Below are 21457 nucleotides of genomic sequence, written 5' to 3' on the forward strand. Positions count from 1 at the left end.
ATTAATTGTCTTACTAATTCTTCGAATAATAAGCGGTTTTCATTTTGAATTATTCACCGGTTTTTTGCGTGTATTATTTTTAGATAGAACCAAAAATAATACAGCTATTTTGTGGTGTGTTATTAATTATATTTTTCTGCGAAATATGTGCTTAATGGAAGAATAATGAAGTGTTCTTTTTTTTAGTTTTCGACTCCGCTCGAACACCTTAAAAGGACATGGTTTTACTTAATAGGCAGTGTAATAAAAAACGCCAATTTCATTGTTGAAAGTGGCGTTTGATGTTTTGTTATTTTGGTTTTAAAATTATCTCAATTTTAATGAGTCTAAGCTATGGAAGAAGAAGTCTTTTTCGTCGTTCATAGATACAAATAATCCGTTTGGATATTTACTCCCTAAAGGCTGTGTGGTCACATCGCAACCATCGGTTTCAATAGTTCCTAAATTTAATGTTTTTACATAGCTATTATCGCCTCGTTTAAAAATATTAAAGCTGTGATCTTGTTGGTTAGAAACAATTAAAAAACCTTCATTATTAGTATAAGTGGCTAAGGCGATTCCTTCAATATCATCTGTAAAATATTCAGATCCAAACATTGAAATTTGAGCATCTCCTTTTGCTGGGTCTGCATAGAATTTACGTATGCCAACACCTTCGTCAGAAAAATATACATGTCCTAAAGCATCATCTACAACAATAGCTTCAATTTCTTTTTGTCCGCTAAAGGTTCCGAATTTTCTAACCAATTTCGCCGTTACTTTACTGTTGTTTGTTATTAACTCGTATTGGTATAAATAGCCTTCTGTTGGTCCTTTTTTACGACTAACAATAGCGTAAGTCTTATTGGTAGCAGGATTTTTATAGATACTTATTCCCATAGGACGTCTTAACTCTAAATCGGTTTCATCTTCAAAAACAGGAAATCCGCCGTTGTCTAAAGGCGTCATGTCTGGGACAGCATATAATCGCATTTGGTTTTTCTCACGTTCGCTAAACATCATAATGTCGATTTTAGTCGAATCGTTTAAGGCGAAACCGTATTCTATATCTACATTGTTAGGATAACTTACACCGGTAAGACTTTTGTCGTTAATTATTTTTCCGTCTAAGTCGAAGGCATAAACACCACCATTTACTTCGTCTTTATCTGTCCCAAACACAATACTTTGCGCTGGATTGTTTTTGTTTACCCAAATGGCAGGATCGTCTGTGTCGTGAGGTGTTTTTTGAGAAACTAAAGTAGGCTTAATTTCAGGCAACGTAGTCGTGTTTTTACAAGCTGCAAAACAAACTGAGGCTACAGCGATACTTAATAAATATTTTTTCATGTTAAGTGTCTTTTTATATGAGTTTATAGGTGCTATTATGCCTTAGACATAATAGGAAGTTGATTTATTTTCTGAAAAGGTCGTATTTTAATCCGAATGTTACGCGTGCTTGGTAATATTCCATTTGCATCGTTCTCTCGCTAGAACCTTGATAATAACGTAATGGTTGGTTTGTAATGTTATTTACATCGACGTAAAAACTTAATTGTTTAGTGATGTTTGCACGTGCATTAAAATCTAAAAAGAATTGCTCGTCGTAATAACGATCTTCAAAAGCACGTCCGCCAATTTCATCGATATACGCATCAGAATAGTTCCCAGATAGACGTAAACTAAAGTATTTACTTGTATAGCCTAAAGATGCATTAAACATATTTGGAGCGGTTTGAGGTAAATCTAAATCGTCGCGCTCTTCTCCATCTTCATTTCTAATTCCAGAAGCATCAGATTTAAGATAGGTATAGTTTAAATAAATATTTAAATTCTGAAGAAAACCAGGTAAGAAATCTAACTGACGTTGGTAAGCGGCTTCAAAACCGAATAGGTTTGCCTTGTCTCCGTTAAATGGTTGGTAGACTTCAAATCCATTTTCATCTTCGTATTGGAATGTGTAGATAAAGTCGTGTATGTTTTTGTAAAACAATCCTCCAGAAACCAAGCCGACGTTAGTAAAGTAATGCTCTGCCATAAGGTCGAAGTTCATAGATGTTGTAGGATTTAAATCTGGATTTCCTAAACTAATTTCGTCGTCTTCATTGTTAATTTCTCTAGAAGGTACAATATCTTCGTAGTTAGGTCTAGCAATGGTGTTGGTCCAAGCAAAACGCAATACCGTGTGGTCTGTTACATCGTATTTTAAATGTAAACTTGGTAAAATATTGGTGTAATCGTTTTTACTGGTCACGGGCGAAATGGCTAAAACATCGCCAATTTCATCAATATCTCCATCTTCATTAAAAATAATTTCATTGCCAACAGCATCTGCCATAGTGTGTTCTAAACGCACACCAAGTAAGAAACTAAAGTTATCTGTAATGTTTTGATCGGTCATTACATACGCTGCGTAAACATTTTCTTTGACCTTGAAATTTCCTGTAGCATATTCTTCAGGTTTGTCTTCCGCTTCGAAAAGGGAGCTGTCGTAAAGATCTAAATTTCCTAAAAATTCTGGCGTTGCAAAATAACCGATTTGATATTGACTTCCAGGATTAAAGTCGCGTTCTGAATAATCTCTAGTTGGGATATCTCCTAAGAACTCCATACTGTCATTTTCTGGAGAATATTCCATATAATCGTTGTCTTGTTGCTTTTCTTTAATTCTTGTTTTAGCCCCAAATTTTAGTGTTCCATTTTCTTTATCGAAAAGATGAAGAGGAACTTCAAAATTCACTAAAACATTAAAATCTGTTTCGTCTGTATATTGATTTTCTTCGTATAACTCATCGAATTCGAAAAGTCTAAAATCGGCATCGGTAGTGCTCTGTGGTGCGTAATACGGACTGTTGGTATTGTTATTAAAATTAATGCCATATTCGCTTTCGTGTACTAAATAACGCTCGTTTAAGCGCTCTTCAGAAGCTTTAGAGTAAGATGCCATCCAATCGACTTGTAAATTGTTTATTAAGTGATCTCCGCTTAAGCTATAATTTTGCATACGCTGGTCTTCTAAACGTGTGTTTTTAGAACGGTTATTATCAATTCCTCCTTTAACTTCTCGTTTAGCAGATACCGGAAATGCCGTTAAATTGTTGTTAGAATCGATACTGAAATCACCAATTCCAATGTCTTCACCATCTAAAATTTCTTGTTCTAATACATATCTATTTTCACGATCATCTCTCCAGTTGTAAATAGATTTAAAGTAAAGTGTATTGTTGTCGTTTAATTTATAATCGAAGTTGGCTGAAAAACTACGACGAATACGCTGAATTTGATACTCTCTAATTTCGGAAACATTGGCGTATGGATTTACGTCTACTTCCTGCATAATCGGTTCACCTTCGTCATCCTCTTCTCCAGTGTTGTATTCAAATTCGTCATCCCATTCGGCTTCAACATTATCAGAACCAAATTCCGAATCGTTATAAGAGGCGGCAACAACCCATCCAAATTTATTGTTTTTACTACGGTCTCCTACTAAAAACGATCCGTTTAAAATACGTTTATCATTTATTAAGTTAATACCAGAACCACCTGTCGCCGATAAGCGAAATCCTTGAGGCGATGTTCTTGTAATTAAGTTTACAGAACCACCAATAGCGTCTGCATCCATATCTGGAGTAACTGCTTTGTTAACCTCGACTGTTTGAATCATGTCTGAAGGAATAAGGTCCATTTGTACATTTCTGTTATCGGCTTCGGCAGAAGGAATACGGCTACCGTTTAAGGTTACAGAGTTTAACTGAGGCGACAAACCACGAACAATTATATCTCTCGCTTCACCTTGATCCATTTGCATGGTTATACCTGGAATACGCTTTATCGCATCACCAATATTGGCATCCGGAAATTTACCGATTTGGTCTGTAGATACAATGTTGGTAATGTTTTTCTTGTTTTTCTGAGTGTTAAGTGCTCTCGCCTGAGATCCAAATCCGAAAGAAACCACTTTTACCTCGTCTAACTCTGTTGCTTGCTCTTCTAGAGTTATATCCAAATTTGTTGTTTGTGTAGGGTTAACAGTGATTTGTTGTTGGTACTCAGAATACCCTAAATATTTAATAATTAAGGTGTACGTTCCAGCTTCAACATTTACCAGTGTAAATTTTCCGTTAAAGTCGGATATAGCTCCTTTATTAAGCTCTTCAAGTAATACGGAAGCACCAGGAATGGTAATATTATTCTCATCTATAATGAGTCCTTGTACTTGTCCGGTTTGTGCTAATGTGCTAAAAGTTGTTACTACAAGCATCATTAAAGTAATCCAGTTTTTCATAATTATTTGTTAAGTTAATTTTTGAGCAAAGTTAGATTGAGAGCTTGATTTTGATCTAAAGTAACCGTTAACAAAACGTGATAAACAGCGCATATCGGCCTATATTCTAAGGCAACATTAACATTGTAATTACAGGTTGATAATATTCTAGAAACATTACATTATAGATCTAGAAGAAAGGTTTGAAGATCTTCTTTAGAATCTATTGGAAGTTTTTTTCGGACTCTGTAGCGCGCAATTCGCACACTATCAGGGGTGATGCGAAGTATTGAAGCAATGTCTTTCGATGAGAGATTTAGCTTAAGAAGCATACATAATCGCAATTCGGAAGGTGTTAATTCCTTTGTAACAGCGTTTTTTAGCCTTTGAAAAAAATGTGGATTAATTTGTTCGAAATAACTAATGAATTCTGTCCACTCTTGTTCTTGAGATAAATCTAAATTAATCTCTTTTATGAGCGCTTCGAGCTTAGATTTGATTAATACCGTATTTCTATCTTTTATGTTTGTAAGCGTTCTTGAGATGTCTGAAATCATTTTATTTTTGTGTGACAAATGCAAACTATAATTTGTAAGTGCCGAAATTTTAATGTCTATCTCTCTTTGTAAAGTTGCTTCTTCTTGTGTTTTCTTATCTAGATTAGCTTGTAGTAATTCATTCTTATAATGCTGAATTTTGGATTGCTGTTTCTTGCGTTTTCTAAAATATAAGAACCATCCTAACAATAACAACATAAGAAACGTGCAAGACAGTAAAATAATATTTTGTCTAATTGTATCTACCTCATGTTGCGTATTTAGTAGTTTTACTTGAGCTTCTCGTTCCTCGACCTCGTAGAGGATTTGTAAAGAACTAACTAATTCTGTATTTTGACTTTCAATCTGTTTTTCATTCAGTTCTTTATACTTTAACATATAATTGAACGCGGTATTGTAATCGTCTAAATCGGCATAAATTAAAGCCAAATCTTTAAGTGCAGATGCTTGTTGATGAGTGTTTTTAGCGGCCCTAGATTTTTGAAGCGCTAATACGGAGTAGGGAAGAGCTTCCTTTGGCTTCATCATTTTTCTATGGGCATCTCCAATATTATTTAGAATATTTATTTTAATATAAGACGGAATGCTTTTAGAGTAAGTTTTTGCTTTAAGAAAATAGTTTAGTGCCGGATCATATTGCTCGAGGTCTTCGTAAATACTTCCAATGTTTTCGTACGTAATAGCTAAACCTGTGCTGTCGGAAAGGGTTTTAAAAATAGCTAAACTTTCCTCCTGATTTTTTAATGCTAATTCGTAATTAGATTCTTTCTCGGCCACACTACCTAATAGCCCGTAACAGATGGCTGTTCCTTTTTTAAAATTAATCTGTTCTGCAATGGCTAAACTTTTAGTTAAATAAGTCGTTGCATTTTTATATTGCTTTAAAGATAGGTAGATGCTACTCATTTTATTTCCAATATAAACCGCTGTTGTGTCTGCCTGATTATGTTGTTCTAAAGCATTATGATAATGTTTTATAGCTTCGTTTTCTATACCTAAACGCTCATAGAAATTCCCCAGTTTAATATGTGAATTAATAATGGCTTGACGGTTCTCGTTATATTCTGCTTTATCCAATTGCACTTTTAATTCTGTGAAAACTGAATCTATGTTGGTACGAGAATTATTATGGGATTCTTGTGCGTGTACAGGCTTGTTGAAGAAAACAAGGGCACATAAAAATGATAAAATAATAGGGTTACAAGTTGTAATACTCGATAGGTAGCGTTTGGTCTTAAGTATAATCATGGCTAAAATTAAAAAATGTAATGTTACTTAAATATTACGTTTTTTAGGTTTAGACTTATTAAGCGTATTAATCGTTTTATTTACTTAATATAATATGCTTTCAGTACTAAAAAGAAGAATTTAGCATGGGTGATGGCATGTCAAGATTAGGGAGCATACCTGTAGTTATATTTGTTTTTGAAATAAAAAAAGCGAGGCATAAACCTCGCTTTTTATTATAAATTATGTGCTCTAAAAAAGATATTATTTTACTTTTTAGGATGTACTAATTTCATCTCTTTAATTAAGCGCTCTGCACCTGCATATTTATCGATTATAAATAATACGTAGCGAATATCGACCATAATATTTCTACAAATTTCAGGATCGTAATTCATATCGCTCATTGTTCCTTCCCATACACGGTCAAAATTTAATCCGATTAGGTTTCCTTCGGCATCAATAGCAGGACTTCCAGAATTCCCACCAGTAGTATGGTTCGTTCCTAAAAAACATACAGGAAGTTTTCCGTTTTTGTCGGCGTAGCGTCCGTAATCTTTAGTGGTATATAAATCTTGAAGTTTTTGTGGCACATCAAACTCATAATCACCTGGAATATATTTTTCCATGACACCATCTAAATAAGATACCGGATTGTAGTAAACGGCGTCTCTAGGGGTGTAACCGCGCACCTGACCGTAAGTAACACGCAGTGTACTATTTGCATCTGGATAATAACACTCGTTAGGAACAACTTGCATAAGAGCTTTCATATACTGTGTTTCTAAGGCATTTATTGCTGTGTTTTTCTCTTGGAAATCTGGTTCTATATTGGTGTAGAAATCTATTATAAAAGGCTTAGCATAGGCATAAGCCGCATCACTGTTTAATTTCTCAAGAACTTCGGTACTCGAACCTTCTAGTAACGACATGGCACTATCAAGATTCGTAAATGCTGTTTTTTCGTAAATAGATGCATCTATATTTTCTGTGTAAAATGGCATTATAGCTTCAAAAACACCTTGGTCTACTTCTGCGTTAAAGTTTTTAAGGGTGCTTTTAATTTTACCTTGCATAGATTCTCTGGCTGCGTTAAAAGCATCTTCTCCTTTAAATGAAGCATTTACCATTTGGGTTAGTCCAAACATCATAGACATAAGCTCGTTTGTTCTAACAAATATTTCTACAAAATTGCTTCGTTTTATATCTACAGGGGCAAACGCTTCATATTGAGTTTCAAGTTCAGGTAGTATATTTCCGAATTTACTTTCTAAATTTTGTTTTTTCAGGGCTTCGGTAAAGATCGCTTCTTCGGCTTGCTTTTTTGCAATGGCATTACTCTTCTTAATACCTGTGTTTTCCCCAATCCATTTTTTCCAATAATTTGCAATTCGTGCTTGTTTTGAAGCGTATTGAATACGAATTTCATCGCTTTCTTGCATTTTTTTGTCAATCACCTTTAACGCGGCTTCACGAATAGCAATGTTGCTAGGGTTTAATTGCTCTGTAATTTCCTTAATGGCAACGGCAGGTAGATATTCTTCGGTAGTTCCAGGAAAACCAAAAACTAAGGTGAAATCTCCTTCGCTAATACCATCTAAAGATACTGGTAAAAAGTGCTTAGGCTTATAAGGTTTGTTGTCTTTAGAATACGCGGCTGGACGATTGTTTTTATCGGCATAAATTCTAAAAAGTGAAAAATCGCCTGTGTGTCTTGGCCAAACCCAGTTGTCTGTATCCGAACCAAATTTCCCAATACTTGTTGGAGGAGCACCAACTAAACGAATGTCTTCAAAACGCTCGGTAACAAATAAGAAATACTGGTTCCCTTTATAAAACGATTTTATTTTCGTGTTTTGCCAATCTTCTTTTTTGGTAGCCGATTGAATTCTGTTACTATTTCCATCGGTTTTAGATTGTTTTTCTCTTGCCGTCATATCTTCTGTTACGCCTTCTAAAACCTGAGTAGTAACATCTTCAATACGAACAATAAATTCGACATACAATCCATTATTTGGTAATTCGTCTTCAAAGTTTTTGGCCCAGAACCCATCTTTTAAATAATCGTTTTCTAACGAAGAATGTGATTGGATTTGGCCGTAACCGCAGTGGTGATTAGTTAGAAGTAAACCGCGTTTAGAAATGACTTCACTGGTGCAACCGCCGTTAAAATGACCAATGGCATCCTTTAAACTGGACTGGTTAACATCGTAAATATCTTTGGCAGAAAGTTTGCTCCCCAAAGATTCCATATCGTCTTCGTTCATACCTTGAAGGAGTGAAGGAATCCACATACCACCCTGTTGTGCACTGACCTGAATGGTGATAAAAAGAATTAAAATCTTTATTAATTTCATGAGTTTGTTTTTAAGTTCTGCAAAGATAAAAAAGGCTTGAATAAAACGGACAGTTTAGAAAAGTAAATACCACATCTGAATTTGGTTTAAATGAGCAAGAATATTCTAAATATGCAGTTCATCGGATATTTTGTGTAATTCCACTGATTTTTAGTAGTTTTGTAGTCCCAAATAGATCTATTATGGTAAAACAACTACTTTTAACCCTTATGTTTTCTCTGTTTTTAATTTCGGCTTTAAACGCTCAAGAAATTGAATATAAGAATAACGTTTACGAAGTAAAAGGCTCGTCTATATTGTTACATGGCTACGATGTCACCGAAAGTATAACATTAGACGATCAGCGCGCAATTTTCGAAGCATATGCTATTAGAGCAGAAGAATATAGAAAAGAAAAAAGAAACAAAAGGATACAGAATAAGGCGATAGCTAAAGCTTACCGAAAAGAATTAAGAGCTCAAGAAAAAGCAGAACGCATGTCTAACAACGAAAAGAGATTTGTAATTTTTTAATGCAAGACCAGCTACATATCGCACTAATTCAAACGGATTTAGTTTGGGAAGATCCTGAAGCAAATCGCGATAATATTGAAGCGCTTATAGAATCTATTTCTGATGTGGTAGATATTATTGTACTTCCCGAGATGTTTACTACTGGCTTTACTATGAATGCCACAAAGCACGCAGAACTGCTTTCGGGTGTGTCTGTAACTTGGATGTCTAAACTCGCGGCTAAAAAACAGGCTGCTATTATGGGAAGTCTTATTATTTCCGAAGACAATAATTATTATAATCAGTTAATCTTCGCATATCCGAATGGCGATATAAAATCGTATAAAAAACGACATACTTTTACTCTAGCAGGGGAAGATAAAATTTACACAGCAGGTACAGAACGCACCATTATAGAATATAAAGGATGGTCGCTTTATCCGCTGGTCTGTTACGATTTAAGGTTTCCTGTATGGTCACGTTTTAATAACGATTACGAGGTGTTATTTTATGTAGCCAATTGGCCAAAACCACGTGTAAATGCTTGGGATGCTTTACTGCAAGCCAGAGCCATTGAAAACATGTGCTATTGCGTAGGTGTTAACCGTGTAGGCACAGATAAAACAGGCCATGAGTATTCAGGACATTCGGCTGTGTATAATACTTTAGGCGAAAAGATTTCTGAGTTTGTAGAGAACGAAGTTGGCTATCGCATTGTTGTTTTAAACAAAGACCATGTCGTAAACACCCGACAAAAATTTAAATTCCTTAACGACAGAGATACTTTTAGTTTAGAATAAATTCGTATTCCGAATCGAAACCTGAACGTACTTCAATCTCGTCCGGATAATAACTCACGCGTTCTGGTTGTATTTTCTTAAGATAACTACCTGTATCGTATTTTTTATTCTCATTTTCGTCGAATATTACTCTAATAAAATATTTTCCATTAGTCAGATACTTAAAATCTATGGGTTTAGGCTCTGTGCTATATTGTTCGTACTTTACTTCACCTTTTGCATTGGTTAGTTGTACGATAATTGGATAAACAGCATTTCTTGGCAGTACACGTACATTCGGATAGTCGTCGTAACCCTTAGTTTGGAAAATAAATTGTAAAGTATCGTTCTTATTGTCGTAAAAGTCTGTTATCGCTTCAGGAAATAATTGTAAACGATATTTTGAGTTTTCTTGTTTATCAAACAAAAAACTAATGTTATTATTTAGTGTGTCCATTTTAGTGGTGAATGGCACAACTACAGAATCTTTATCTATAAAAGAAATAAAGGATTTATTTAGAGATTTAATTGGCGTTGTTGCAGTTAAAACAAAATCCTCATTAAAATTAATCGGTCCGTTAGGCGCACCTGTAACCGTTAAAGAATCCTGATATTTATCTGTAATTTTTACATTAAAAGTATCAACTACTGTATTTTTATAAGCAACCTTAAATAGTAAAGAATCAGTTTCTAGCTTTGGACGATACCAGTACAGTAAGGAGTCTGTTTTAGGGTGTTTAGTTATGCGTTCTTCAAAATCACTTGGGGTATCTGTTAGCAAGTCAATAGACATGTTTTCGTAATCTCCTTCATACCCAAATGCAATTTTTCCTTTAGAAACTAATCGAGGCTTAAAAGTTTTAAAATCTAAGTCTTCATTAAATAACTTTAAAACATAAGTAGTGTCTTTTGGAACGGTAATAAACTCTTCTAAAAACGCAATTTTATCTGTCTTTTGTTGAAATAGAAAATCTTGGTTTTCGTCCTTCATTGCAGTTAAAAGATACGTCCCTGCTTTTATGTTTTCTAACACAAACGAGGTTATACTGTCTAATGTGTTTGTAATATATTTAGGTTTCTTTTTATAGATAATCGAGTCGGTGTATGTCGAGTCTACTTCATATAAAGCTACCGTAACAAAATTATCTGGCTCCTTTAAGGTGGCATCCAATATTATTCCAGGTACTGTTAAAGAGTCTATATAGCTACCTGTGGAGAATACATATTTATAATATGGAAAAGGATTTCCTTCGTTATTATCCACAATACTGCTTCCAAAATTTATAGCATAAGTTGTGTTGGGAGCCAAAGTATCGTGAATTACAATGGTTAAGTATTTACTCGCTGTTCCTAAAGGTGTAATCTCAGGTTGCGTATCCATTGGAGGCGAAATAATAAGCTGTTTACTTAGATCTTTGGTTTTAATGTATTCGTTAAAATAGATTCTAATTTCCTTAGCCCTAAAATTTGTTGTGTAGTTTTCCGGCACCGATTTTGTAATAACAGGTGCAGTTTCATCTTTAGGTCCTCCAGAAGGGGTTCCTCTGTTGGCGCAATTTGCTATACATAGACATAGGACACTTATGAACAAAAAATTTGAAAGCGTTTTACTCATTATTCAATTAGAATTTACGCAAAGAAACAATTTATTTAGCAGTAACCGAAAACAGTTTAAGCAATTGCCATAACTGCAATGGATATTTTAACATTTTTAGCAGAATGCAGTAAATTTATACACGCTTCCAAGGTTGCTCCCGTGGTAATAATATCGTCTACTATTAAAATATGTTTGTTGTTTATTTTATCTAGATTCTGTGTGCTAAATATTGTGTTCGCATCGCTCCACCGGCTTAAGCGGTTTTTAGATACTTGAGAATGTGTTTTTGTAATTTTAATTAACACATCGTCTATATAATTGGCCTGCAAAGCTTCTGCCAGTTGCATTCCGAATTTTGAAACCTGATTATAGCCACGTTTTTTAAGTTTCGTTTTATGTAACGGTACAGGTATAACCACATCTACAGTTTTATAAGCATCTAAAGTTTGTAAATCGCCACCCAACCAATCGCCTAAAAATGTTCCAATAGGCTCTTGTCCTTTATATTTTAACTGATGAATGAGTTTCTGAGTGATGCCTTTCTTCTCGAAACGTAGTAGGGCAGTAGCGTTTTCAACTTTCACTCGTCCGTAAAATATGTTCTTCACGCTGTCATCATTATTAAAATGAAACTGAGTAACGGGTAAGTTATGTCTGCAATCTGTACAAAGCGTCTGTTCACCATCGGCCAAAACATTCATACAACTGTAGCATACTTTAGGAAAGAAAATATTGAATATCGCTCCAAACATAAGTCCCAAAAGCATTAAATTACAAAATTTTACAATACTTTAAATAAAAGTTACGTTTAGTTTTCCGGCGTTTTATATTTTTGTAGCATGGCAAATCAAGATGATCAATTTAAGAAGGTAATTTCTCATGCTAAGGAATACGGTTATGTGTTTCAGAGCAGTGAAATTTACGACGGTTTAAGTGCAGTATATGATTACGCACAAAACGGTGTGGAGTTAAAGAAAAATATACGCGACTATTGGTGGAAAGCGATGGTGCAAATGCATGAAAATATTGTAGGCCTAGATGCTGCAATATTTATGCATCCAACCACTTGGAAAGCTTCCGGCCATGTCGATGCCTTTAACGATCCATTAATAGATAATAAAGACTCTAAGAAGCGTTATAGAGCAGATGTTTTAATTGAAGACTATTGCGCGAAAATAGAGAACAAAATAGAAAAAGAAGTAGCTAAGGCGGCAAAACGTTTTGGAGACGCTTTCGATAAAGCAGAATTTGTAAGTACAAATGGACGCGTTGTAGGATACCAAGAGAAAATCGACAGTATTTTAGCACGTATGGGTAAATCTTTAGAAAATGAAGATTTAGTAGATGTTAAAGCACTTATAGACGAATTAGAAATTGCGGATCCATTAACGGGGTCTAAAAATTGGACTGAAGTAAAACAGTTTAATTTAATGTTCGGAACAAAAATAGGAGCCTCGGCAGATACAGCAATGGATCTATATTTACGTCCAGAAACAGCTCAAGGTATTTTTGTGAATTTCTTAAACGTTCAGAAAAGCGGACGTATGAAAATTCCTTTCGGAATTGCTCAAACCGGAAAAGCATTCAGAAACGAGATTGTGGCGCGACAGTTTATTTTCCGTATGCGTGAATTTGAACAAATGGAATTGCAATTTTTTGTTAAGCCAGGAACTCAAAAAGAATGGTACGAGCAGTGGAAACAAACACGTTTAAAATGGCATTTATCGCTAGGAATGGGAGAAGAAAATTACCGTTTCCACGATCACGATAAATTAGCACATTACGCAGATGCAGCAGCCGATATCGAGTTTAAATTCCCATTCGGATTTAAAGAATTAGAAGGGATTCACTCACGTACAGATTTTGATTTAAGTCAGCACGAAAAGCACTCAGGAAAGAAATTGCAATATTTCGATCATGAAGACAATAAGAGTTATGTTCCTTACGTGGTAGAAACATCAATCGGATTAGATCGTATGTTTTTAGCCGTATTCTCTAATTCTTTAGTAGAAGAAGAGCTGGAAAATAATACAACTAGAACTGTATTAAAATTACCAGCAGTTTTAGCTCCTGTAAAAGCAGCCATTTTACCTTTAGTTAAAAAGGACGGTTTACCAGAAGTTGCAAAGAAAATTGTAGAAGATTTAAAATGGGATTTCAATGTGGCATACGATGAGAAAGATGCTGTTGGAAGACGTTACCGCAGACAAGATGCTAACGGAACACCGTTCTGTATCACTGTAGATCACGATACCTTAGAAGATAACATGGTTACTATTCGTCACAGAGACACTATGGAACAAACACGTGTTAAGATTGAAGATCTTCGTGATATTATAAAGAAAGAAGTAGATGTCCGTTCTTGGTTAATGAAAATGTAATAGAACCGTATATCGTATTATATAATAAACCTCAAGCTTATCGCTTGGGGTTTTTTTTAGCTATAAATTTAAGATTAGAAATAGGCTTTTAACTGCACACTTCCAGTATGAATACTATTACTTGTTTCTGTTTTTCTTCCAAAATAAGATAAGTTTAAATCTAAAAATTTGGTTATTTTTTTCTGAACCAAAACGGTCCAAGTAAAGTTTTTTCCAGGTTGTAAACCTTCCAACATTTGGTAGGCTACAGGTGTGTTTGCGTTTCCAAAATAGCTATTCGAAAAGTAATTAATTTCGGCACTAATAGCCGATTTCTGAACGTTAGAAACGGATAGTGAAGTCCCATATTTTTGCTGTTCTAATATTTCAAAACTCCCAATGGTGTTTTCTTTATTTGTGAATTGATAGAAGACATCAAACCGGGTGTTTTCATTCAGTAAATAGGTGAGTTTTGGATTAAATTGGGTTTCATCAATATTGTAATTTTTACTCACATAATTTTCGCTAATACTTTCGGTATTACTCGAACTGCTTAAAAGGGTAACCAACCAACTTTCGGCAAATTTATGATTGAAATTTAACTGATGACTTCGCACATTATTCTCAATAAATCCAATGGTTAAAATATTTCTCGCCTTGTTTCTTAAAAAAGTATAAGAGGTAGTATATCGTTGTTTTCCACGATTAAAAAACAGTACGTTTCTAATATTTAATTGCAAACCAAGTTGGTTATCTTCCTCTTCTTTAAAAGGATTAATTTGAAATGTATTACCGTCTCTATTCGATTTTCTATCGATTAAATAAGCTGTTTGATTGTAAAAATGAGATAAAAACGACTTCGAACTAGACTCCGAGTTTACCCACTGTTGCGGATTTAAAGTCAGCGTCTGGCTCAATCTGTTTTGATGTGTTTTTATATACACTTGATTTGGTAATAAAACGCGTATATATTTTCCTTCATCTTGAAATTGTGCGATTTCAAATTCCTCTAATTCCTGAATACCATTCCCGTTATAATCTATCCAAGTGTAGCTTCCTTGTCCGGGTTCTACTTCTACGTAGGTGAAATCTTGCTGAGGTAGCGTTCCTGAATTGGTTTCAAAAATAGTATTCCATTGCACCATTTGCTTAAAGAAACTTTGATTGTATATCAAACGAGAATTCAACGATTTTTCATTGTCTTCAAAAACGTTGTCTAGCGTTCTATAGTTTACATAAAGCGATAAATTAGTATTTGTGTTTTGTATTAGTCTTGAGTCTAAATAGTAGGTTTTAGAGGTATTAACGTGCTGTAATGCGTTGTTTTTAATACTGTCGTTTACTCGATATTTAAAACCTACTTCTGCAAAAATATTAGTGCTGTCCCCAATTCCTGTAAAGACTTCGTAACTTTTAAATTTCTGACTTAACGGTAAATACGTCTCTGTTATTTTGTCTTTTTGTTGATTGTTTTCAATAGCAAATTTTGCACCAACCCAAGGTTTCCCAAAACTGTAGGTCGCTGTGTTCGATGAGCGTAAAAAGGTTGAGGTATTGCTATTAGATTTAGAATCTAAATAACTTGAATTCGTAAAAAACTTAAACTTATCTAACTGAAGAAACCCACTAGCAACATGCCGGTTTCCATTAAAATTATTCTGATAACTTAAATGCTCGAACTGGTAGTTTAAAAATACGTTTTCAGGTCGTCGAAGTTGTAAGCCGGTAACCAATAATTTCTGGTTTCCAAACGTGTTTTCAATGTTCCAATCGCGATTAAATTCGGTGTTATAAAGCACTTCAATTGTTCTGAAATTTTCTTCGATATAATCAAAATCTGCAAATGCGTCAAGTTTCCAAAGGTTATCTTGGTCTATTATATTTTGATTGATTTTTAGCTTACCAGCAAACCCATCATTATTAGCATCGTCCAAATCTGAAAATAAATTTAAATCGTTTTTACTTCCTGCACCTTCAAAATAGATGTTTGTTTTATTAGAAGGTTTGTAGGTTCCGTTAACAACAGCAATTTGCAATTTTGTTGGCGCAACAAGTCGTGTTACTGGAGCATAATTTCCTTGAGATACTCCGTTTTCGGGAGCAATATATTCGTAAATATTATTAATGGCATTAATGTCGCTTAAAATATAATCACCTTGATTGTCGCCAACTAAACTGAATTTTACACTATAAAGCGCGTCTTCCACATTGTTAGAAAACACAAAGATTTCTTGAGAATTGAATACATCTTTTCTGTATAAAATACGATTTTCGTTATAGGTTTCTGGTGTTGCCGAAGGCGATATCATTTTAGAACCATCATCTCCTGCTTCAGCCAGGATTTTTACCTGATCTGAGGATAAATTTTGCTGAATAGGGCTGTTTTTGGAATCGTTTTCAGAATAAACTGAGGCTCCAATGCTAAATTTTTCACTGGTATATTGGCCACCACCGTACCCAATAATTCTGGAATAATTGCGCTCACTATATTGAAAATCGACTGTAATTCGCATTTCGGAAGTCACCGGAAATGTAGCGTTAAATATAATCTCTCCCGCATTATAATCTATAATATAATCGTTGGTTTCACCACGTTCTAGAGCAATTCCATTTACATATACGGTTTCGCTACCAGATACAATTAATACAAAAAGTTCGTCGTTAGGACCTTTTAGTTTGTAAGGCCCCTGATTACCTTCTTGAGCGGTAAACTGACTCCGAGTAAATTGTCCTCGAACAACAGCTCCTGCCGCAAATACATCGGTTTTAGAGTGTTCATGGTCGAAGGTTGCATTCAAGGAAAGTCCTTGCACACGCTTACTAAAATTCGCAAAAAAGGTTTTGGTGTTTTGTAAATCGACATCTCCAGCTCGGATGTTCCAACTGTCGCTAAATATTTCAATAAAGACTTGGTCAAATTCATCTAAACGTTGCGAATAGCCACTTTCCTGTAACGGAATATTAGCATCTTGAATGGAGGCACGCAACGAAATCTTATCATTAAGTTTACCTGTTATTTGTAAGTCGAGTTCACTGTTTAAAACCGAATTTTGATTGTTACCCACTGTAACACCTCGCGAAATACTTCCAGACGTCGATAAACCATCAAAAGGAATGTATTTTTTTGTACTTGTAGATTGTGAGAGTTTATATAATTTCTGCTGATTATTAATATCCGAAAGAATAATACTTTCGTCCAACTGCCTGTATGTTTGTGTTAGAAACTCAGGGAATTTTAAATAAGATATTTCAACAGAATCCGTTGCAATAGGCTTCTTAAAAGTCAATAATGCCTTAGGGAAGTTTATTGTATAAAAACTGCTGTCTATGTCTGTATTGTCTAGTGTTTTTAGTGTAAACCAACTGGGATTAATACTTACGCTATCTATAACTATACTATCGCTTACAGCTACCTTTGTTGTTTTGTAATTGGTGTTTAGCTCTTGCGCAAAAGTGCAAAGGCTAAAACAAAAACAGATTAAGGCGATTGTAAATTTCATGCAGTTTTTAAACCAGATTACGCTTATAGTTTTTACTCGCTAAACGTGTGTTAATGGTTTTATCGTTGTGTTAGTAGATTTCAGAAATTAGTTATAAAATCGTTTATAGATTAATGTGTTAAAAGGTCACTAAATTAATAGTGTAAAAGTAACGTATTATTTAATTTAGCTGAAATTCTATAAAAAATAAGCGCACCGAATTTAATTAACGCAAAAAGCGTTTAAATATTGATACAAACGCGCAATAAAACAGTAAAAATGAAGATAATCTCTTACAATGTAAATGGTATTCGTGCCGCCTTAAAAAAAGGATTTATAGATTGGTTAAAAAGTGCAAATCCAGATGTGATCTGTTTGCAGGAAATTAAGGCCAACGAAGACCAATTAGATTTAGAAATTTTTACTGAAGCAGGATATCTCTATAATTATTGGTATAGCGCTCAAAAGAAAGGATATAGCGGTGTTGCTATACTGAGTAAAATAAAACCAAACCATGTAGAATTTGGCACAGGAATTGAGTCTATGGATTTCGAAGGACGTAATATTCGTGCCGATTTTGACGATGTTTCTGTAATGAGTTTATACTTGCCGTCGGGAACAAATTTGGCACGTTTAGAACATAAATTCGAGTATATGGCCATGTTTCAGGACTATATTACCGAATTAAAGCAAGACATTCCAAACTTGGTTATTTGTGGCGATTATAATATTTGTCACGAAGCTATCGATATTCACGATCCAGTTAGAAATAAAAAAGTATCTGGATTTTTGCCAGTAGAGCGGGAGTGGATTGGTACGTTTATGGATAGTGGATTTATTGATTCGTTTAGATATTTCAATTCAGAACCGGATCATTACAGTTGGTGGAGTTACCGTGCAAACGCTAGAAATAATAATAAAGGTTGGCGTATAGATTATTGCTTGGTTGCGAATCCTTTGGAAAACAGATTGAAGCGTGCTGTTATTTTGCCGGAAGCAAAGCATAGCGATCACTGTCCGATTTTAGTAGAAATAGAATAGTTATAATTAACCTATAATCTTTATCGTATGAATTTTAAATTATTTTTATCGGCATTATCAATAGTGGTTGCTACAACATCTTGCGTAGCACCTAGGGTTTATAAAGATTTAGAAACTAGGCATGAAGCACTAAAGAAAGAAAATCAATCTTTAATGGATGAAAATTCGGAATTGTCTGCCGCCAAAACCCAATTGGAAAACGAATTAAGTGCATTGCAAAAAAATTATGACGATACTGTAGTGAAGCGAGATCGTCTGCAAAGTGAGTATGATGCTTTAAAAGCTAATAACGATCATTTACAAAACTCTTACGATGCTTTAGAGAAAAATAGTTCGGCTGCGATTGCGCAAAATGTGCAACAAAACAGAGAATTATTGGCTCAATTAGAAGCAAAAGAACAAGCATTAGCGGCAGAGAATACACGATTAGAAGAATTAAAGTCGCAGTTAGAATCGCGATCTGCACGTGTAGCAGAATTAGAGCGTGTTATTGCACAGAAAGATGCTAGTATGAAGGCTTTAAAAGATGCTATTTCTAGAGCTTTAACAGATTTTGAAGGGAAAGGTTTAACGGTGGAGCAACGCGACGGTAAAGTTTATATCTCTATGGAGAATAAATTGTTGTTTAGTTCAGGAAGTTGGGCGGTAGGTGCCGAAGGACGTAGAGCTGTAAATCAATTAGGGAATGTATTGTCGTTAAATCCGGATATAGCTGTACTTATTGAAGGACATACAGACGATGTGCCTTACAAAGGTAGTGGTCAATTATCTGGAAACTGGGATCTGTCTACAAAACGAGCTACTGCAATTGTGAATATTTTACAAGAAAATAAAGAAATAAATCCAGAAAGTTTAACCGCAGCAGGTCGAGGTGAATTTGCGCCAATTGCTTCAAATTCAACTTCGGAAGGTCGTGCTAAGAATAGAAGGATAGAAGTTATTTTAACACCTAAGTTAGACGAGATATCTAAACTTTTAAACGATATCTAAGAGCGTTTAAACTCTCAATGTGTTTACAGATAAACGCTAAATAGCTCCGTGTAATTTATATTAATTATACAGACATTTAGCGTTTATTTTTTTCTTCTTGGTTGAAATTAATTTTAACTTAGTAGCTTAAGTTAATTTCACATTTATAAAGAGTATGAAGCATGTTTTTTGGGTTTTCTGTCTGGTCATTCTTTCGGCCTGTAATTCTAAAACCAAACAATCAGATTATGTTGCTGTAGAAGATTTTAAATTACAACATAGAGATGGTTTTGTTGGAGATTCCCAATGTATGGAGTGTCATAAAGGAGTGTACGATGATTGGACAGGTTCTGACCATGATTTAGCCATGCAAATTGCTAATGATTCTACTATTCTAGGTGATTTTAATGATGTAAAAACCATAATTGATGGTGTGTCTTATCATTTTACAAAAGCAGATGATAAATTTATGGTACATGTAAAAGAAATTGATGGTAGTGAAGCCGACTATGAAATTGCATATGCCTTTGGGGTTAGACCGCTTCAGCAATATTTAATAGATTTTGACAGAGGAAGAAAACAAGTGCTTCGTGTCACTTGGGATACAGAAAAAAAGGTTTGGTTTCACCAATATAATGGCGATGAAATCGATCCGCACGATTGGTTGCACTGGACAGAAACAGCCCAGAATTGGAATACCATGTGTGCCGAATGTCATTCTACAAACCTAGAAAAAGATTACAATGTAGATACCGATACTTATAACACTTCTTATTCTATAATTAATGTGAGTTGCGAAAGTTGTCATGGTCCCGCCGAACGCCATGTGTATTGGGCAGAAAATGTGCAAGATAGTACGCATACAGAAAACACATATATTATACCTGGTAACTCTCAGTTTAGTCAGATGAATATGTGTGCACCTTGCCATGCAAGACGTTCACGATTAACCGAAAAAATGATTCCAGGGACTCATTTTGAAGATCAGTATTTACTGTCTAATATCTCTAACGATTTGTATCATGGAGACGGACAAATTGAAGATGAAGATTATGTATATGGTTCATTTCTTCAAAGTAAAATGTATCACGAAGGTGTAAAGTGCTCGGATTGTCACGATCCACATACTTTAAAAATTAAATTTCCTGGGAATGCAGCTTGTATTCAATGCCACGGTACAGAATACGATCAGCCTAGTCATCACTTTCATCAACGCGAAACAGACGGATCGCAATGTGTTAACTGTCACATGACCGGTGCTGTTTATATGGGGAACGATTTTAGACGAGATCATAGTTTTAGAGTGCCAAGACCAGATCAAAGTGTCGAGTATGGTACTCCAAACGCATGTACACAATGCCATCAAGATAAATCAGACCAATGGGCGGCAGATCAAGTTGTAGATTGGTATGGTCCTGATCGTGCAGATCATTATTCAGATCAATTATTAATCAGTAATAAATCGACTATAAGCGTTCAAGAGCGTAAAGGATTAGATATGTTTATAAATAATTTAAATTATCCTGCCATTGCAAGATCTACGGTAATTGCCGGCTTAGAAATAAGTAGTCAAGAACATGTCGATGCCTTACTTAAAAGTTTAGACGATCCTTCTCCAATGGTTCGATTTAATGCACTTCAGAGATTTAGAAATATGAATCCGCAAGATCGTATTGCTATTGCTCAAAAGCATTTAAGCGATACAACACGATTAGTTAGAATTGGAGCTGTACAATTATTAACGGGTATAGATTCTCAGGCATTAGCCACTATAAATCAATCAGGATATAGTAAGGCGAGACACGAATTGGAAACGATGATGTTTACGAACGCAGATTTTGCCTCTGGACGCCTTCAGTTAGGCGATTATTATCTTCAGAATAACGATGTAGATAACGCGATTGCTAACTACAAATTAGCTCTAAAGAAAGATAGTTTGTTATTACCCGTATATTCTAACTTAGCCACATCTTACAGTTTAAAAGGAAACGCTACTTCTGCCTTAGAGACTTTAAATATTTGGTTACGTAAAGAACCAAAAGCAGGACGCGCATATTATTTACGAGCTCTTTTAAATTTTGAATTAAAAGAAAATGATGCCGCGGTTTCCGATTTAAAACAAGCTATAAAATTAGATCCTCAGGATACGCGCTCTATGTATAATTTAGCGACATTCTATTACCAAAATAAAAAGTTTACAGATGCTGAACACTATATATTAAAAGCATTAAAAATATATCCAACCGATCAGGATTATCAGTATTTACTTGCTTTAGTTTACCAAGGACAAGGTAAAATGGAAGACAGTAATCGTATCATGCAGGCTATTCAAGCAAATCAAAAAAACATATAACGCG

13 protein-coding genes are annotated in these 21457 nt (G+C 34.7%); 6 read left to right on the top strand and 7 right to left on the bottom strand.

All coding sequences use genetic code 11. The features are described 5' to 3' along the window. Window positions 1-306: 306 nt before the first annotated feature. The 4 genes from ACKC83_RS06245 to ACKC83_RS06260 all read right to left on the bottom strand — a co-directional run bounded on the left by ACKC83_RS06245 (window position 307) and on the right by ACKC83_RS06260 (window position 8384). The gene (locus tag ACKC83_RS06245; protein ID WP_434037413.1) at window positions 307-1329 is read right to left on the bottom strand and encodes a phytase; all 1023 of its coding nucleotides are present in this window, start codon (window positions 1327-1329) and stop codon (window positions 307-309) included. A 64-nt stretch (window positions 1330-1393) separates the two neighbouring features. Beyond that, entirely contained in the window at window positions 1394-4264 is a 2871-nt protein-coding gene (locus ACKC83_RS06250) for a TonB-dependent receptor (protein ID WP_434037414.1), read from the bottom strand. 161 nt (window positions 4265-4425) lie between these two features. After that, entirely contained in the window at window positions 4426-6048 is a 1623-nt protein-coding gene (locus ACKC83_RS06255; protein ID WP_434037415.1) for a tetratricopeptide repeat protein, read from the bottom strand. 248 nt (window positions 6049-6296) lie between these two features. Next, window positions 6297-8384, bottom strand: a complete 2088-nt coding sequence (locus ACKC83_RS06260; RefSeq protein ID WP_434037416.1) for a S46 family peptidase — start codon at window positions 8382-8384, stop codon at window positions 6297-6299. A 182-nt stretch (window positions 8385-8566) separates the two neighbouring features. Here ACKC83_RS06260 and ACKC83_RS06265 point away from each other — a divergent pair, with 182 nt between their 5' ends. Together ACKC83_RS06265 and ACKC83_RS06270 are read left to right on the top strand one after the other, a co-directional pair. Next, the gene (locus ACKC83_RS06265) at window positions 8567-8896 is read left to right on the top strand and encodes a hypothetical protein (RefSeq protein ID WP_414035628.1); all 330 of its coding nucleotides are present in this window, start codon (window positions 8567-8569) and stop codon (window positions 8894-8896) included. Then, entirely contained in the window at window positions 8896-9675 is a 780-nt protein-coding gene (locus ACKC83_RS06270; RefSeq protein ID WP_434037417.1) for an amidohydrolase, read from the top strand. The genes ACKC83_RS06265 and ACKC83_RS06270 overlap by 1 nt, the downstream gene beginning before the upstream one ends. Here the strand turns inward: ACKC83_RS06270 and ACKC83_RS06275 are convergent. Beyond that, the gene (locus tag ACKC83_RS06275) at window positions 9662-11245 is read right to left on the bottom strand and encodes an Ig-like domain-containing protein (RefSeq protein ID WP_434037418.1); all 1584 of its coding nucleotides are present in this window, start codon (window positions 11243-11245) and stop codon (window positions 9662-9664) included. The two genes, ACKC83_RS06270 and ACKC83_RS06275, sit on opposite strands and share 14 nt — an antisense overlap. 80 nt (window positions 11246-11325) lie before the next feature. After that, window positions 11326-12018, bottom strand: a complete 693-nt coding sequence (locus ACKC83_RS06280; RefSeq protein ID WP_434037419.1) for a ComF family protein — start codon at window positions 12016-12018, stop codon at window positions 11326-11328. Window positions 12019-12090: 72 nt separating this feature from the next. Here ACKC83_RS06280 and ACKC83_RS06285 point away from each other — a divergent pair, with 72 nt between their 5' ends. After that, window positions 12091-13632, top strand: coding sequence for a glycine--tRNA ligase (locus ACKC83_RS06285; RefSeq protein ID WP_434037420.1), 1542 nt, complete (start codon window positions 12091-12093; stop codon window positions 13630-13632). Window positions 13633-13706: 74 nt separating this feature from the next. Here the strand turns inward: ACKC83_RS06285 and ACKC83_RS06290 are convergent, their stop codons facing one another. Further along, entirely contained in the window at window positions 13707-17111 is a 3405-nt protein-coding gene (locus ACKC83_RS06290; protein ID WP_434037421.1) for a hypothetical protein, read from the bottom strand. A gap of 258 nt (window positions 17112-17369) precedes the next feature. Here ACKC83_RS06290 and ACKC83_RS06295 point away from each other — a divergent pair, with 258 nt between their 5' ends. The 3 genes from ACKC83_RS06295 (at window position 17370) to ACKC83_RS06305 (ending at window position 21453) form a co-directional block, all read left to right on the top strand. Further along, window positions 17370-18131 carry an exodeoxyribonuclease III gene (locus ACKC83_RS06295; RefSeq protein WP_434037422.1) on the top strand — a complete coding sequence of 254 codons (762 nt, stop codon included), beginning with the start codon at window positions 17370-17372 and terminating at the stop codon, window positions 18129-18131. A gap of 27 nt (window positions 18132-18158) precedes the next feature. Next, window positions 18159-19121, top strand: a complete 963-nt coding sequence (locus tag ACKC83_RS06300) for an OmpA family protein (protein ID WP_434037423.1) — start codon at window positions 18159-18161, stop codon at window positions 19119-19121. 154 nt (window positions 19122-19275) lie between these two features. After that, window positions 19276-21453 carry a tetratricopeptide repeat protein gene (locus tag ACKC83_RS06305; protein WP_434037424.1) on the top strand — a complete coding sequence of 726 codons (2178 nt, stop codon included), beginning with the start codon at window positions 19276-19278 and terminating at the stop codon, window positions 21451-21453. Window positions 21454-21457 lie beyond the last annotated feature (4 nt).

It is taken from the genome of Formosa bonchosmolovskayae, from assembly GCF_051016085.1.
Taxonomy (GTDB): Bacteria; Bacteroidota; Bacteroidia; order Flavobacteriales; family Flavobacteriaceae; genus Formosa.

Excerpts from the sequence above, each read along its gene's own strand:
- ACKC83_RS06305 (WP_434037424.1), top strand. The coding sequence starts at position 19,276 with ATGAAGCATGTTTTTTGGGTTTTCTGTCTGGTCATTCTTTCGGCCTGT.
- ACKC83_RS06280 (WP_434037419.1), bottom strand. The coding sequence starts at position 12,018 with ATGCTTTTGGGACTTATGTTTGGAGCGATATTCAATATTTTCTTTCCT.
- ACKC83_RS06250 (WP_434037414.1), bottom strand. The coding sequence starts at position 4,264 with ATGAAAAACTGGATTACTTTAATGATGCTTGTAGTAACAACTTTTAGC.
- ACKC83_RS06255 (WP_434037415.1), bottom strand. The coding sequence starts at position 6,048 with ATGATTATACTTAAGACCAAACGCTACCTATCGAGTATTACAACTTGT.
- ACKC83_RS06295 (WP_434037422.1), top strand. The coding sequence starts at position 17,370 with ATGAAGATAATCTCTTACAATGTAAATGGTATTCGTGCCGCCTTAAAA.
- ACKC83_RS06300 (WP_434037423.1), top strand. The coding sequence starts at position 18,159 with ATGAATTTTAAATTATTTTTATCGGCATTATCAATAGTGGTTGCTACA.
- ACKC83_RS06260 (WP_434037416.1), bottom strand. The coding sequence starts at position 8,384 with ATGAAATTAATAAAGATTTTAATTCTTTTTATCACCATTCAGGTCAGT.
- ACKC83_RS06290 (WP_434037421.1), bottom strand. The coding sequence starts at position 17,111 with ATGAAATTTACAATCGCCTTAATCTGTTTTTGTTTTAGCCTTTGCACT.
- ACKC83_RS06285 (WP_434037420.1), top strand. The coding sequence starts at position 12,091 with ATGGCAAATCAAGATGATCAATTTAAGAAGGTAATTTCTCATGCTAAG.
- ACKC83_RS06245 (WP_434037413.1), bottom strand. The coding sequence starts at position 1,329 with ATGAAAAAATATTTATTAAGTATCGCTGTAGCCTCAGTTTGTTTTGCA.
- ACKC83_RS06270 (WP_434037417.1), top strand. The coding sequence starts at position 8,896 with ATGCAAGACCAGCTACATATCGCACTAATTCAAACGGATTTAGTTTGG.
- ACKC83_RS06265 (WP_414035628.1), top strand. The coding sequence starts at position 8,567 with ATGGTAAAACAACTACTTTTAACCCTTATGTTTTCTCTGTTTTTAATT.